Genomic DNA, 14143 nt, shown 5'->3' with positions numbered 1-14143 from the left:
CCGCGCTATTCGCTCATGAGTACGATCGTCAGCGACACCACCGACACTGCCACAACGCCGGCGAAAACCGCGCGCGTGAACCTGTTCGGCCTGGATCGCGAGGCCATGTCGGCCTTTTTTCGTGAACATGGCGAATCGGCGTTTCGGGCCAAGCAGGTCATGCAGTGGATCTATGCCCGCGGCGTGACCGATTTCTCGGCGATGACGGATTTGTCCAAGGCGCTGCGTGAGCGTCTGCCCGACATCGCCGAGATTCGCCCGCCGGCCAAGATCCGCGAACAGAAAGCCAGCGATGGCACTCGCAAGTGGCTGCTCGCGGTCACCGAGGATCTGGATCCGGACAACGCCATCGAGGCGGTGTACATCCCGGAAGCTGATCGGGCGACGCTGTGTATCTCGTCGCAAATCGGCTGTGCGCTGGATTGTTCCTTCTGTGCCACCGGCAAGCAGGGGCTCAATCGCAACCTGACCACCGCCGAGATCGTCGGCCAGGTCTGGATGGCCGAGCACGATCTGCGCGCCCAGGGGCTGGTCCACGGCGAACGGGCGTTATCCAATATCGTGTTCATGGGCATGGGTGAGCCGCTGGCCAACTACCGCGCGGTGGTGCCGGCGATTCGTATCCTGCTCGACGATTACGGCTTTGGCCTGTCGAAACGACGGGTTACGGTCTCGACTTCGGGTATGGTGCCGTTCATGGATCGTCTGCGCGAAGAAGTCGACGTGGCTCTGGCGGTATCGCTGCATGCGCCAACCGACGAACTGCGCGACGAACTCGTGCCGATCAATCGCAAGTACCCGCTGGCCGAGCTCATGGGCGCCTGCGATCGCTATGTTCAGGACAAGCAGCGCCGGGCGCACGTGGTTTATGAATACGTACTGCTCAACGGCGTAAACGACAACCCCGAACAGGCGCGTGCGCTGGTACGCCTGTTGGCGGATCGGCCGGCCAAGATCAATCTGATTCCGTTCAATGCCTTCGATGGCAGCGGCTATACTCGGCCCGACGAGGCTCGAATTCGCCGTTTTCAGGACATGTTGCACAACAAGGGTCTGCGTACCACGGTCCGACGCACCCGCGGCGACGATATCGACGCCGCCTGCGGTCAGCTGGTGGGCCGCGTACGCAGCAAGCAGAAACGCCATTTTCGTGATGTGCCGATCCGGGTCGAGAGCAAGCGGGCGACACCGGTATGAGCAGGCTGCGTTGGGGAGCGGTTGTCGTGCTCCTGTCCATGCTCGTCGCGCTGGCTGGCTGTGCCGGTGGCGCCAACGCAGTGGACAATCAGCGCGCGGCCGAGGCCAACGCGAACCTCGGTGCCGATTTCCTGCGCAAGCAAGATAACGAAAACGCCTTGTCGCGTTTTCAGCGCGCACTCAAGTATGACAGTAGCAACACCACGGCGAACTGGGGCATGGCCGTGGTCAACGATCGCCTCGGTGAGACCGAGGATGCGCGTCGCTACTACGAAAAGACGCTGGCGCTACAACCCAACGCGGCCATCTATAACAGCTATGCCGCGTTTCTGTGCAAGGAGGGCGACGTCGACCGCGCGGTGCGCTATTTCGAACGCGCCGCCGGCAACGAACGCTACCCCGGCCGGGCCGATGCCATGGCCAACGCCGGGCTGTGCCTGCACCGTGCGGGCCGTGCCGAGGCCGCCGAGCAGCATTATCGTCAAGCGCTGGCGCTGGATCCCGATCAACTGACCGCGCTGACCGGCATGGCCCGGCTGATGTTCGAACAGGGCGACTTTTTACGTGCCCGCGCGTTCAACGAGCGCGCCGATTCCGTGGCCCAGCTCGATGCCGAGCAGCTGTTGCTGGCGGCACGCATCGAACTCGCCCTGGGCGATCGTGACGCTGCTGCGGTCTATGTCGAGCGCCATAACGCCCGCGACCCGAGTGCGACGTTGTCGCTGCGCCAACTGGAGCAATCGCGCTGATGAACGAATCGACAGAGTCTTCCGAAGAACGCATTGGCGAACGCGCCGGTCGGAGCCGTTCGGACATGCAGTCGCCGGGTGGAATGCTGCGCGAAGCGCGTCTCGCCCACGACTGGTCCGTCGAGGATCTGTGCGCAGAGACGAAGCTTTCCGAGAAGGCCGTCCATGCACTGGAAAACAACCAGTTCGACGAGCTCTCGCAGCCCATTTTCGCTGGCGGGTACTATCGCCAGTGCGCCAAGGTGCTGGATATCGACACCGAGCGCATGATGGCTGCCTACGCTGCCTGGGGCGGCAAGAAGACATCCTCGCCCACGGCCCAGCCGGCGGCGGTGGAAGTCGTGCCCCAGGACGTGACGCCGCCCAACTGGCGCGCGTTCGGTGCGATCGGTCTGGTCGTGCTGCTGGCGGTGATCGGCGCGATCTTCATCTTCATGCCTGATGCCGAAATGCCCGACGAAAACGGCGCGGCCAGCGGCAGCGTTACCGCCGGCATTTCCGAAGGCGGCGAACGGCCCACTATCGGCAGCGGCAACAGCAGCGCCACCGGCGGTGGGGTGAGCTCGACGCGCAGTTCGCGCGATTCGGGCACCAGCCTGCGTGTTTCGCCCGGGCCGGGCAGCAGTGGTTCGAGCAATAGCGCCAGCGGTCAGAGCGGCGCGGCCGCCGCCGGGGCGAGCACGGGCCAGCGCATGGGCGGACGTAACGTCAATGACACGCTCGGCATCGACCGCGAGGCCGAGCGGCGCCAGCGCGAACAGGCCGCGGCACCCGAGCCGCAGGTGGCCGCCAATCATCTGGTGGTGACCTTTACCGATCGCTCCTGGGTGGACATCCGCGATGCCAATGGCTCGCGTTTGCTCACCGGCATCTACGACGCCGGCGACAGCCGCGAATTCGATGGCCAGGCGCCGTACCGGATCACGCTCGGTTATGCGCCGGGGGTCTCCATGACCATCGGCGGCGAGGATGTCGATATCAAGTCGCAGACCACCAGCAACAGCACCGCCCGACTGACCGTCGAAGCCCGCGACAGCTAAGAAGTTCGTTCGATTCATGAGCCAGCGTATCCAGTCCATCCGCGGGATGAACGACATCCTCCCGGCCGACAACGCCGCCTGGGCCACGCTCGAGCGGGTCGCCGCGCGTGTGTTCGCCGGCTACGGCTACGAACAGATCCGCCTGCCGATCATGGAGCGTACGGGTCTGTTCAAGCGTGCCGTAGGCGAAGTCACCGATATCGTCGAAAAAGAGATGTATACCTTCGAGGACCGCGGCGGCGAGTCGTTGTCGTTGCGTCCGGAAGGCACGGCGGGTGCGGTGCGTGCCGGTATCGAACACGGGCTGCTGCACAACGCCACACAACGGCTGTGGTACACCGGGCCGATGTTTCGCTACGAGCGCCCGCAAAAGGGGCGCTATCGCCAGTTCCACCAGTTCGGTGTCGAGGCCTTCGGCCAGACCGGCCCCGATGTGGATATCGAACAGATCGCCATGGCCGCACGCTTGTTCGCGGCTTTGGGCGTGACCGGCATGCGCCTGGAAATCAACACCCTTGGTACGCCCGACGAGCGCGCCGATTATCGTGATGCGCTACATGCCTATTTCAGCGCCCACTTCGATACGCTCGACGAAGACAGCAAGCGCCGCCTGGATCGCAACCCGTTGCGTATTCTCGATACCAAGAACCCGGCCATGGCCGATCTGGTGGCCAATGCGCCCACGCTGCGCGAATATCTGGGCGCCGAGTCGGCCGAGCATTTTGATGGACTGTGCCAGGGCCTGGAAGCGCTCGGCATCGAGTACACCATCAACCCGCGGCTCGTACGCGGGCTGGATTACTACACCCGTACCGTGTTCGAGTGGATCACCCCCGATCTGGGCGCGCAGGATGCGGTCTGCTCGGGCGGGCGTTTCGACGGTCTGGTCGAACAGCTGGGTGGCAGTGCCACGCCGGCCATGGGCTTTGCCCTCGGGGTGGAACGTCTGATCGCGCTCATGCTCGATCAGAACGTGGCGCTGGACGATCTCAAGCCGCAGGTCTATCTCATTCACACCGGCGAAACGAGCGCGGCGCGGGTGCCGGCATTGGCTGAGGCGCTCCGTGATGCGCTGCCCGATCTGCGCCTGCGTGTGCATGCCGGCGGCGGCAGCATGAAGTCGCAGTTCAAGCGTGCCGACAAGAGCGGGGCTCAGCTGGCGCTGATTTTCGGCGACGATGAAGCCGCCGCCGACGAAATCCAGATCAAGCCGCTCACCGATGCCCGTGAACAGGAACGCGTGGCCATCGATGGCGCGGCCGCGCGGATCGCCGCGCTGCTCGCGGGCTAGCCGGGAACGACACGGGCGATCCGGAGTCTGTAGTTTTTCGTGTTCTTCGACCAATAACAAAGCAAAGCGCAACGCATGTCCGAATTCGACAACGACGAGATGAACGGCCTCAAACGCTTCTGGGAGAGCAACGGCTCGGCGCTGGTGATCGGGGTGGTGCTCGGCCTGGCGGTGATCGTTGGCTGGCAGGGCTGGCAGTGGTATCAGCAGCGCCAGGCCACCCAGGCCGCCGATGTCTATCAGCAGGTCGAACAAGGCCTGGCTGGCGATAGTGTCGACGACAGCACGCTCGACGCCGTGGCACGGCTTAAAGCCGATTATGCCGGTACACCCTATGCCGCCGACGCGGCCTTGCGCCTGGCCGGCATCTACGTCGAGCAGCAGGACTACGACAAGGCCCGCGAACAGCTGGGCTGGGCCAGCGAAAATGCCGCCAACGAAGGCGTGGCGCATATCGCGCGGGTACGCATGGCGCGCCTGCTATGGACCCAGGACAAGCCCGACGATGCCCTGGCACTGCTCGATCAAGCGCATCCGGATGCGTTCAACGCGCTTTATGCCGAAGCACGCGGCGATATTCTAGCTGCCCGCGGTGATCGCGAAGGCGCCTACAAGGCGTATCAGATCGCGCTCGAAAGCCTGCCGGCGGATATCGCCAGCCGTGCGCTCGAAACCAAGATTGCCGACAACGCGCCGGCCGATGCCGCCGACGCGCCGACCGACTCGAACAGCGCTTCATCATGAAACAACGACACAACCGTTTCTTTCGTAGCACGGGGGCCGCGATTGTGCTGGCCGCCAGCAGCGCGGTGCTTACCGCCTGTGGTGGATCCGCCAATGTGGCCGAGCCGACGCCGCTGACCACGCTCGAGGCGCCGGCCTATCGCATGGACACGCTCTGGAAGACCGATGCAGGCGAGGGCGCGGGCGATTATGTCAGCGGTTTCGTGCCGGTCGTCGATGGCGATCGGGTCTATGTGGGCAACCAGGACGGCTACGTCATGGCCCTGGATCTGGCCACCGGGCGCAAGATCTGGCGCTCGCGTACCGGCGACCGTCTGATCTCCGGGCCGTCGCTGGCCCGCGGTCTGTTGTTGCTGGGCTCGCGCGACGGCCAGGTGGTCGCGTTGTCGGCGGCTACCGGTGAACGCGAATGGACGGCCTCGCTGGATAGCGAAATCCTGTCTGCCCCGGCCGCCAACGACCAGGTGGCGATCGTGCGTACGCTCGACGGACGCCTGATCGCCCTCGACATGGCCAATGGCCAGCGCCGTTGGACGATCGAGCGCAACGTGCCCACGCTGACCCTGCGCGGTACCTCCTCGCCCGTGTTAGTGGGCGATACCGTGTATGCCGGTCTGGACAACGGCAACGTGATCGCACTGGATGTCGCCACGGGCGAAGAGCGTTGGTCGCAGACAGTGGCGTTCCCCAGCGGTCGCTCCGAGCTGGAGCGCATCGTCGATATCGATGCCAATCCGCTGGTGGTCGATAACGAACTCTATGCGGTGAGCGCCGGCGGGCAGCTGGCGTCGCTGTCGACCACCTCGGGTCGTGTGCGCTGGCGCCATGAAGTGGCCTCCGAAGATGCGCTGGCCCTGGATGAACGCAATATCTATACGGTCGACCGCAACAGCGTGGTCTGGGCAATCAATCGTCTGACCGGCGGCGAGCGCTGGCAGCAGGACGGGCTCAAGTACCGCAAGCTCAGCGGCCCGGCGCTGCTGGCCGGTGATCTGGTGGTTGGCGACTACGATGGCTATGTGCACTGGCTGTCGTCGGATGACGGCCGCGTGATTGCGCGCGGACGCCCTTTCGATGAGCCGATTCGTTCGCAGCCGCTGGTGGTGGGCGATCGCGTGCTCGTGGTGGGCGCCTACGGCGAAGTCGCCTTGCTTTCCTTTACGCCCCGCGACGAGCGCTAGTCATCGCTACCGACGAACCCGATTTCGAACAGATCAGCGAAACACCGACGCCGACGGTGCTGCCGGTGCTTGCGCTGGTCGGCCGGCCCAACGTGGGCAAGTCGACGTTGTTCAATCGGCTCACGCGCAGCCGCGATGCGCTGGTGGCCGATCAGCCGGGCGTGACCCGCGATCGCCACTACGGCTTCGCCAACTATGACGGTCGGCGGTATATCGTGGTGGATACCGGCGGTATCGGCCAAGATGACGAGGATATCGACAGCCAGGCGCTGGCCCAGACCCGCGCCGCGCTCGAAGAGGCGGATGTGGTGCTGTTCGTGGTCGACGCGCGCCAGGGCCTGATGGCCGGCGACGAAACCATTGCCGAACAGTTGCGCCGTATCGATCGGCCCGTGCATGTGGTCGTCAACAAAAGTGAAGGCCAGGTGGGTGCGACCGCGGTGGCCGAATTCCATGCGCTGGCGTTTGGCGACCCGTGGGCGGTGTCGGCCACCCATGGCGATCGCATATCGCTGCTGCTGGCTTATGTATTCGATCATCTGCCGGCACCGCGCGCCCAGGTGCTGCCCCATCATCGCGATGCCATTCGTCTGGCCCTGCTGGGCCGGCCGAATGCGGGCAAGTCGACGCTGGTTAACCGGCTGCTGGGCGAAACGCGCATGCTCACCCAGAACGCGCCGGGCACCACCCGCGATGCCGTGGCCAGCGAGTTCAGTTTCGACGACAAGCCCTATGTGATCGTCGATACCGCCGGTATCCGACGCCGCGCGCGCATCGACGACGATGTAGAGAAAGTCAGCGTGGTCAAGGCCATGCAGGCCATGGAGGCCGCGCAGATCGTCATCGTCATGCTCGATGCCGCCAGCGGCCTGTCGACCCAGGATATTCGTTTGTTGAACATGGCGGTCGAGCGCGGCCGGGCGGCGGTGATCGCGGTCAATAAATGGGATGGGCTCGAAGCCAAGCAGCGCGAAAAACTGCACGCCGAACTGGTCAAACGTATCGGTGCTTTCGATTATCTGCCGTTGCTGTTCATCTCTGCACTGCACGGCTCCGGCCTGCGGGATCTGATGGACGCCATCCAGGCCTCGCACAAGGCAGCGTTTGCCGAACTGAGTACGAACGCGCTGTCACGCACGCTCGAAGACGCGGTGGAAGCGCATTCGCCGCCGGCGATCCACGGGCGACGCATCAAACTGCGCTATGCCCATCAGGGCGGGCGCAACCCGCCGACGATCGTCATCCACGGCAACCAGACCCAGCGCTTGTCCGACGAATACAAGCGCTATCTCATGCGCCGTTTCCGGGAAAAGTTCGACCTGTTCGGCACGCCGATCCATCTGGTGTTCAAGAACAGCGACAATCCCTACGTACAACGCGGCAGCAAACGAAAACGCTCCTGACGGGCGCTTCAAGCGCGCGTGAATCATGTGCGCGACCGGCCCGCGGCAGCACGCCTAGCTATTTCTGCCGACGCAAACCAGACAGTAAACCGCTCGTGCATACGGCGCATGCCGCGGCGGGCACGTTTGAGCTAACAGGGCTCTTCGCGCTGCGCAGCTTGGGCATGGTGTGGGCCTGTCGCTGCGTGCAGTCGCGGCCTGCGGATCGACGACAAGCCTCAGTCGAAAGGCGCTGTTGATGCGCCTGATGCGTTGGTATAACGCGCGCGGCTGCTAAGACTGCTAAGTGCACCAGCGCCCGCTGGGCGTCGGCTCATCGCACGACGCATTCGAATCGCCCATTCACGCACGATTCGACCCGCAGATCATTGGCAAAAAAAACCCGCGTCATGCGACGCGGGTTTTTCTGCCAGCCAGGCTGATGCGCTGGCGGCGGTGCGATGACTTTCTGGCTATTTCTTGAGCAGGAAGTCAGCCACCCAGCCTTTACGGTCGTCTTCGAATTTCACGTAACGCCAGCCTTTATCCGCTTTCAGGATTTCAACCGCGTCGCCTTCCTTGGCCTGGAACAGCACCTTGGAATTCGTGCTCGATCCCGCGCGGATATTGACCGTCTTACCGCTGATCGTCGCCGACGGATACTCGGGCGGCGGCGGGGTTTTCGCGTCGGCCGCCGCAGCGCGCTCGGCTTCGGCTGCCGCCTCGGCCTCGGCTTTTGCTTTTGCCTCGGCTTCGGCCTGGGCTTTTGCTTTCGCCGCCGCTTCAGCTCGCTCACTGCAATCGGTAAAGGTGCGCTGGAACCAATTACAGGAGATGGCCGCCGTACTGGCCGTACTGGCTGTGCGCTCGGCGCGGGCGCCGGAATGCTTGGCCGCGGTTTCGGTGGTATAGGGCTCGGTATGGCCGTCCGAGAACACCAGATGGGGTGTCATCTTCTGGGGCACCACTTCGACCGGCCCGAGGGCGATCCGGCTGTCTTCGGCGCCTGGCAGACTGGTGGGCTTCTTGCCGTCGATATAAAACTGCCAGAGTTCGACCTCCAGCGTATCGCCATTGGGTTTCCAGCCGACGACCAGACCGTCGTTGGTATAGCTGTAGCGCAGGCGCCGGATCTGCATCCAGATCATGGCATCGTCGACATTTTCGAAGCGGCGCTGGCCTTCTTCGAGATCGACCTTGGTAATTCCGTCGGCTGGCGCCCACACGGGGGGCGTGCCTTCGAAATGGATGCCCATGCTGCCGGCAAAGCGTTCTTCGCGCGGCTCGAGCACTACGCCACGGCGATTGCCGCGCCAGGTATAGACACGACGCAGGCCCGGACCGGCCTCGATCTTGATACGGCCCCAGGGCGCGTCGGCAACGAGTTGCGTGCCGTCGGTGAGCACGATTTCATTCTGTTCGGGCACGGCCGCGCCGCCGTCGGGAATCGGCGGTGGTTCGGGCGTGACAATACGCGGGCCGGCACAGCCGCCCAGTAGCAGCAATGCCGCCGCGAACGCGGCGACGACGGTGGAGCGGCCGCGAATCGCGGCCTGCGAAGGTAGCAGCATAAATCGAGAACCCCTTTATCTAGTGTGTCGGGTTGTGGTGGTCGTACGGCCGGCTTGCGTACCCCTCGCGTCACGCGCCGCCGGCCCTGCGGCATGGCTCAGGGTGCGTGTTCCTCCGAGCCGGTATGGATTTCGCGCACCTCGCAGTCCAGCCGGCCTTTGGCCAGAACCACGTGGACGGCATCGCCCGTGGTGAGTGTATCGGCCGATCGCAGCACATGGTTATGGTCGTCGCGAGCGATAGCATACCCGCGTTCGAGCGTTTGTAACGGGCTGACCGCGTGCAGGCCGCGGGCGGCATTGCGCAGGCGTAAATCCGCCTGTTCGAGCTGTCTTTGCATGGCACGCTGCAGGCGGTTGACACGCGCTTCGTGCGCGCTCTGCAGGTTGGAAAGCTGGCGCTGCGGCGAAGCGCGCTGCAAGCGCTGGGTCAGTGCAACGAGCCGCTCACGCGCCCGCCCCAGGCGCTGGTGCAGGGCGCGCTGCAGCCGCTGGTCGGCCACGTCCAGACGCTGCATCGGCACTTCTAAACGCCGGCGTGGGTGCTGGCGGGCCAGGCGCGCCTGCAGCGTCGCCAGTGTCTGATGCGATTGTGATAGCCGCAGGCCCATACGGCGCTCGAGCTGCGCGGCCAGGCGCGGCAGTGTCTGTTGCCAGGCGCTCAGATCCGGACAGACAAGCTCGGCCGCGGCCGACGGCGTGGCGGCACGGACATCGGCTGCGAAGTCGGCGATGGTCACATCCACTTCGTGGCCCACACCCGAAATCACCGGAATTCGGCTGGCCACGATCGCGCGGGCGACGTTTTCGTCGTTAAAGGCCCACAGGTCCTCGAGCGAACCGCCGCCGCGCACCAGCAGCAACACGTCGCAATCGGCGCGTGCGCTGGCACGGGTCAGCGCATCAACGATAGCCGGCGGCGCCGCGTCGCCCTGTACCGGCACCGGGTAGACACGTACCGCGCCGAGCGGAAAGCGCCGTGCGATCACGCTCAGCACGTCACGAATCGCCGCCCCGGTGGCGGAGGTGATGACACCGATACGCGCGGGCGTGGCGGGCAGGGCGCGCTTGCGCTCGGCCGCGAACAGCCCTTCGGCATCCAGTTTGGCCTTGAGCTGTTCGAAGGCGCGACGCAGCGCGCCGTCGCCGGCGGGTTCGACATGTTCGACGATGAGCTGATAATCGCCACGCGCCGCATACAGGCTGACACGCGCGCGTACACGCACCAGATCGCCATCGGCCAGCGGCGTACGCATCAGCCGTGCCTTGTTGCGAAACAGCGCTGCGCGTACCTGCGCATCGCCGTCCTTGAGGCTGAAATACATATGCCCCGAGCGCGGGCGCGCGAGATTGGAGATTTCGCCTTCCACCCAGAGCAGGCCGTAGCTGTGTTCGAGCAGTTGACGCACGGAAGCGTTCAGCTCGCTGACGCTGAAAACGATGCGCGAATCGGAGGCTGGGCGGCTCATGAAATATCGTTCATCCCGGTTGGTGCATGGACCGCGCAGGGCGGCGCCAGTTCATTGTGCGCAAGCCAATCGCGCAAAATCGCTGCAGCAGACCCGCGCAGACGGTACGCCATGCCACCCGGCGCGAAAGCATGGCCCGGCCTGTGCCTGGCGTGTATGAAAGGCGCGGGTCTTGCTTTATAATCCGCGGTCTTTGCGGCGGCGATACGGCTCACGTAAAGCCGCCCACTGCCGGCGAGCCTATGTCCCTGAGAATCAGCGAGCAAGCCCTCACGTTCGACGACGTCCTGCTCCAGCCCGCCTATTCCGACGTTCTGCCGCGCCACGTCGACCTGTCCACGCGTCTGACCCGCACCATCACGCTCAACCTGCCGCTGGTGTCGGCGGCGATGGATACGGTCACCGAGGCAGGTCTGGCGATCGCGCTGGCCCAGGAAGGCGGTATTGGCATCATCCATAAATCGATGCCCCCGGAAGTGCAGGCCCAGCACGTACGAACGGTCAAGAAATACGAATCCGGCGTGATCTCGGACCCGATCACGGTCGGTCCCGATGCCACCATCCGCGAAGTACTCGAACTCACCCGTCGCAGCCGGATTTCCGGCGTGCCGGTGGTCGACGCGGGCGTGCCGGTGGGTATTGTCACCAGCCGGGATCTTCGCTTCGAGACCCGTTTCGATGCGCCGGTCACCAGCGTGATGACGCCCAAGGAAAAACTCGTCACCGTGCGCGAAGGCGCGGACCGCGAGGAAATCCTCGGGCTGTTCCATCAGCACCGCATCGAGAAGGTGCTCGTGGTCAACGACGACTTCGAGCTGCGCGGCATGATCACCGTCAAGGACATCCAGAAGTCCTCCGACTTCCCCAACGCCTGCAAGGATGCCCAGGGCAGCCTGCGCGTAGGCGCGGCGGTCGGCCCCGGCCCGGAAACCTTTGCCCGTGTTCAGGCACTGGCCGAAGCCGGTGTGGACGTCGTGGTGGTGGATACCGCCCACGGCCATTCCTCCGGCGTGCTGGATACCGTGCGCCAGCTCAAGCAGCGCTTTGGTGACCTGCAGATCATTGGCGGCAATGTGGGCACGGCCGAGGGCGCCAAAGCGCTGGTCGAAGCCGGCGTGGATGCGGTCAAGGTGGGTATCGGCCCCGGTTCGATCTGTACCACGCGTATCGTGGCCGGTATCGGCGTGCCGCAGATTTCGGCGGTGGCCAATGTTGCGGCCGCGCTCGAAGGCACGGATGTGCCGTTGATCGCCGATGGCGGTATTCGCTATTCGGGCGATCTGGCCAAGGCGATCGCCGCCGGCGCCTATGCGGTGATGATCGGCGGTATGTTCGCCGGCACCGAAGAAGCGCCGGGCGATATCGAGCTCTACCAGGGCCGCTCGTACAAGGCCTATCGCGGCATGGGCTCGCTGGGCGCGATGAGCGGTGATTCCGGCTCGGCCGATCGCTACTTCCAGGACCCGTCCGAAGAAATTCAGAAGCTCGTGCCCGAAGGCATCGAAGGCCGCGTGCCCTACAAGGGCCCGGTGGGCGGCATCGTCCACCAGCTGATTGGCGGGCTGCGCGCCGCCATGGGCTATACCGGCTGCCACAACATCAGCGAGATGCGCACCCAGCCGAGTTTCGTACAGATCACCGCGGCGGGCGTGAAGGAATCGCACGTCCACGACGTGCATATCGTCAAGGAAGCGCCCAACTACCGCGTGGACTAAGGCGGCTTCACGCCTGTCGTGAGGCCGCCTTCATGGCGCCATGCATGCAGGCCGGGCAGGCGCCCGGCATGGCCCGGGCCAGATCGGCCTGGCGACGCAGGATATTCAGCCGGCCCAGCGGTTCGGGCAGATCGCGTAACGCCACGCCCCAGTCGCGATACAGGGTGAAGGCGTTGGTCACGATGCGCTCCGGCGAGTCCCAACCGGCGAACGGCTGGCGCTTGAAGGTGTCGCTTGCGGCCACGGCCTGAGCCGCTTCGAGCGGCGACCGGCCCCGTTGCTTCTCCGCGTACAGCGCGTTCTGAATGAAATCCCAGTAATCGAGTGCCTGCTGCACGTCGGCCCGGTCCGCGATTGCCCCGTGGCCCGGCACGAACACATCGGCCTCGAGTGCCAGCAGGCGTTCGAGGCCGGCCGTCACGTTCGCGATCGGCCCTGCCCAGGCCAGCGGCGTAGCGCCCACGAACAGCACATCGGCGGCATACACCACGCGCTCGTCGGGCACGAATACGGCATAGTCGCCTTCGGTATGGGCCGGGCCGAGTTCGATGAGTTCGAGCGTTACCCCGCTCACCGTGAGCGTATGACGCCCGCTGAACGAGTCGTTGGGGTAGGTCAGCCGTATGCCGGCAAAATCGTAGGGCGCGAACATCCCGCGCATGTAGCGGGAAAACGGCCCCAGGCCGGGCACGAATTCGAGTCCATGGCTGGCTGCGGACAGAGCACGCAAGCTGTTCGGCTTGAGCTCGTCCATTTGAGAGATACAGGCATCGGTGGCGATGATATGGCGGCCCGCCAGCAGCTGATTGCCCCACCAGTGGTCGCCATCGGCATGGCTGTTGATCACGTGCTCGATGGGCGCATCGCGCAGCAGATCCGAAGCGCCGTCGAGCATGGCCTGGGTCGTGCGGACGTCCCAGCAGGTATCGATGAGCACGGTCTGGTTGCCGCAGACCACCAGCCCGGTGTTCGTCTCGCCCCAGGACCCGTTGGGCACCATCCAGGCGTGGCTGTGCGAACCCAGCGCATACAGGCCTTTGCGAAAGACGGGCGTCTCGCAGAAGCGGGTGCGCTGCCGCGCCGGCCCGGTCAGCCAGCGGGGTGTCTGTTTGCCGCGTCGAGCACTGGTGTTCATCGCCTGCGCCGCCCGCGGGCCGGCTCGGCAGGAAAAGCGCGTCGAAACCGCATGGCAACCTTTTGCGAAAAGCCTTTGGCACCATAAGGCCCAAGCGAACGGGCTTTGTCAAAGCATGGGGACGGCCGCCGCGCTGAACCGGCTGCGAGGTCGATCGCCGCTAAGGTGGAATCGGCCGCGCGTCATCTGGAAGAGCGGGCGCGTCGACGCCGAAAAGGTCGCCTCGACGCAGGGCCAAGCGTTCGAACGGTAGGCGTGTCGGCTTACGGCCTAAGCCGTATATGGATCCGCTCCGGTAAGCAACCACGATCATCAACAGAGCAGGCGGCGTCCGTATATTCGGCCTCGGTGTTGGCACATCCTTGGGTGCCGGGCCTTGATGAGTATTCGTACGCCCGAGCGCACAATCGACCTATCGGCCTCGCAGGCCTGTGGCTTAGTCGGCGTTTCAAGGGCGTCGGTTTGACCTGTTGTTCATCAGTCGCGATTGCCGACACGTGGCGGTGACCGATTCAGAGCACCGCGTGATCGGGTGTCAGTGCATACACAGACCTTGGCTATTGCTGTGTGTGGCTTTGATGATCGTGTGCACACGCATGGCTCAGCCCGCGCGATAGCGGTCGCCGCTGTACATCAGCGCCCAGAGAATGCGGGCGTTCTTGTTCGCCA

General features: G+C 64.7%; 11 protein-coding genes. 8 read left to right on the top strand and 3 right to left on the bottom strand.

Features of this window, described 5'->3' with window-relative positions; genetic code table 11:
* Window positions 1-15: 15 nt before the first annotated feature.
* The 7 genes from rlmN to der all read left to right on the top strand — a co-directional run bounded on the left by rlmN (window position 16) and on the right by der (window position 7605).
* Complete coding sequence (gene rlmN / locus S4A8_RS00055; RefSeq protein ID WP_353177318.1) at window positions 16-1197, top strand: dual-specificity RNA methyltransferase RlmN; 1182 nt, start codon at window positions 16-18, stop codon at window positions 1195-1197.
* A 26-nt stretch (window positions 1198-1223) separates the two neighbouring features.
* Entirely contained in the window at window positions 1224-1946 is a 723-nt protein-coding gene (gene pilW / locus S4A8_RS00050) for a type IV pilus biogenesis/stability protein PilW (RefSeq protein WP_353218537.1), read from the top strand.
* Complete coding sequence (locus S4A8_RS00045) at window positions 1946-2986, top strand: helix-turn-helix domain-containing protein (RefSeq protein WP_353218536.1); 1041 nt, start codon at window positions 1946-1948, stop codon at window positions 2984-2986. The genes pilW and S4A8_RS00045 overlap by 1 nt, the downstream gene beginning before the upstream one ends.
* Before the next feature lie 16 nt (window positions 2987-3002).
* Window positions 3003-4277, top strand: a complete 1275-nt coding sequence (gene hisS / locus S4A8_RS00040) for a histidine--tRNA ligase (RefSeq protein WP_353177324.1) — start codon at window positions 3003-3005, stop codon at window positions 4275-4277.
* A 75-nt stretch (window positions 4278-4352) separates the two neighbouring features.
* Complete coding sequence (locus S4A8_RS00035) at window positions 4353-5021, top strand: YfgM family protein (RefSeq protein WP_353218535.1); 669 nt, start codon at window positions 4353-4355, stop codon at window positions 5019-5021.
* Window positions 5018-6202 carry an outer membrane protein assembly factor BamB gene (gene bamB, locus S4A8_RS00030; RefSeq protein ID WP_353218534.1) on the top strand — a complete coding sequence of 395 codons (1185 nt, stop codon included), beginning with the start codon at window positions 5018-5020 and terminating at the stop codon, window positions 6200-6202. Before S4A8_RS00035 ends, bamB begins: the two co-directional genes overlap by 4 nt.
* A gap of 56 nt (window positions 6203-6258) precedes the next feature.
* On the top strand, window positions 6259-7605 hold the full coding sequence (der, locus tag S4A8_RS00025) for a ribosome biogenesis GTPase Der (protein ID WP_353218533.1): 1347 nt from the start codon (window positions 6259-6261) through the stop codon (window positions 7603-7605).
* Between the two features lie 452 nt (window positions 7606-8057).
* Here the strand turns inward: der and S4A8_RS00020 are convergent, their stop codons facing one another.
* Both S4A8_RS00020 and xseA read right to left on the bottom strand, forming a co-directional pair.
* Window positions 8058-9155, bottom strand: a complete 1098-nt coding sequence (locus S4A8_RS00020) for an SH3 domain-containing protein (protein ID WP_353218532.1) — start codon at window positions 9153-9155, stop codon at window positions 8058-8060.
* Between the two features lie 98 nt (window positions 9156-9253).
* On the bottom strand, window positions 9254-10624 hold the full coding sequence (gene xseA / locus S4A8_RS00015) for an exodeoxyribonuclease VII large subunit (protein WP_353218531.1): 1371 nt from the start codon (window positions 10622-10624) through the stop codon (window positions 9254-9256).
* Between the two features lie 248 nt (window positions 10625-10872).
* On the opposite strand from xseA, the gene guaB reads away from it, so the two are divergent.
* The gene (guaB, locus tag S4A8_RS00010) at window positions 10873-12339 is read left to right on the top strand and encodes an IMP dehydrogenase (protein WP_353218925.1); all 1467 of its coding nucleotides are present in this window, start codon (window positions 10873-10875) and stop codon (window positions 12337-12339) included.
* Between the two features lie 7 nt (window positions 12340-12346).
* Here the strand turns inward: guaB and S4A8_RS00005 are convergent, their stop codons facing one another.
* Entirely contained in the window at window positions 12347-13474 is a 1128-nt protein-coding gene (locus S4A8_RS00005; RefSeq protein WP_353218530.1) for an MBL fold metallo-hydrolase, read from the bottom strand.
* Window positions 13475-14143: the final 669 nt, after the last annotated feature.

It is taken from the genome of Salinisphaera sp. S4-8 (assembly GCF_040361235.1).
In the GTDB taxonomy this organism is placed as follows: Bacteria; Pseudomonadota; Gammaproteobacteria; order Nevskiales; family Salinisphaeraceae; genus Salinisphaera.
The sequence above is the reverse complement of the archived record's forward strand: the minus strand, read 5'-3'. Positions and strand labels throughout refer to the sequence as shown.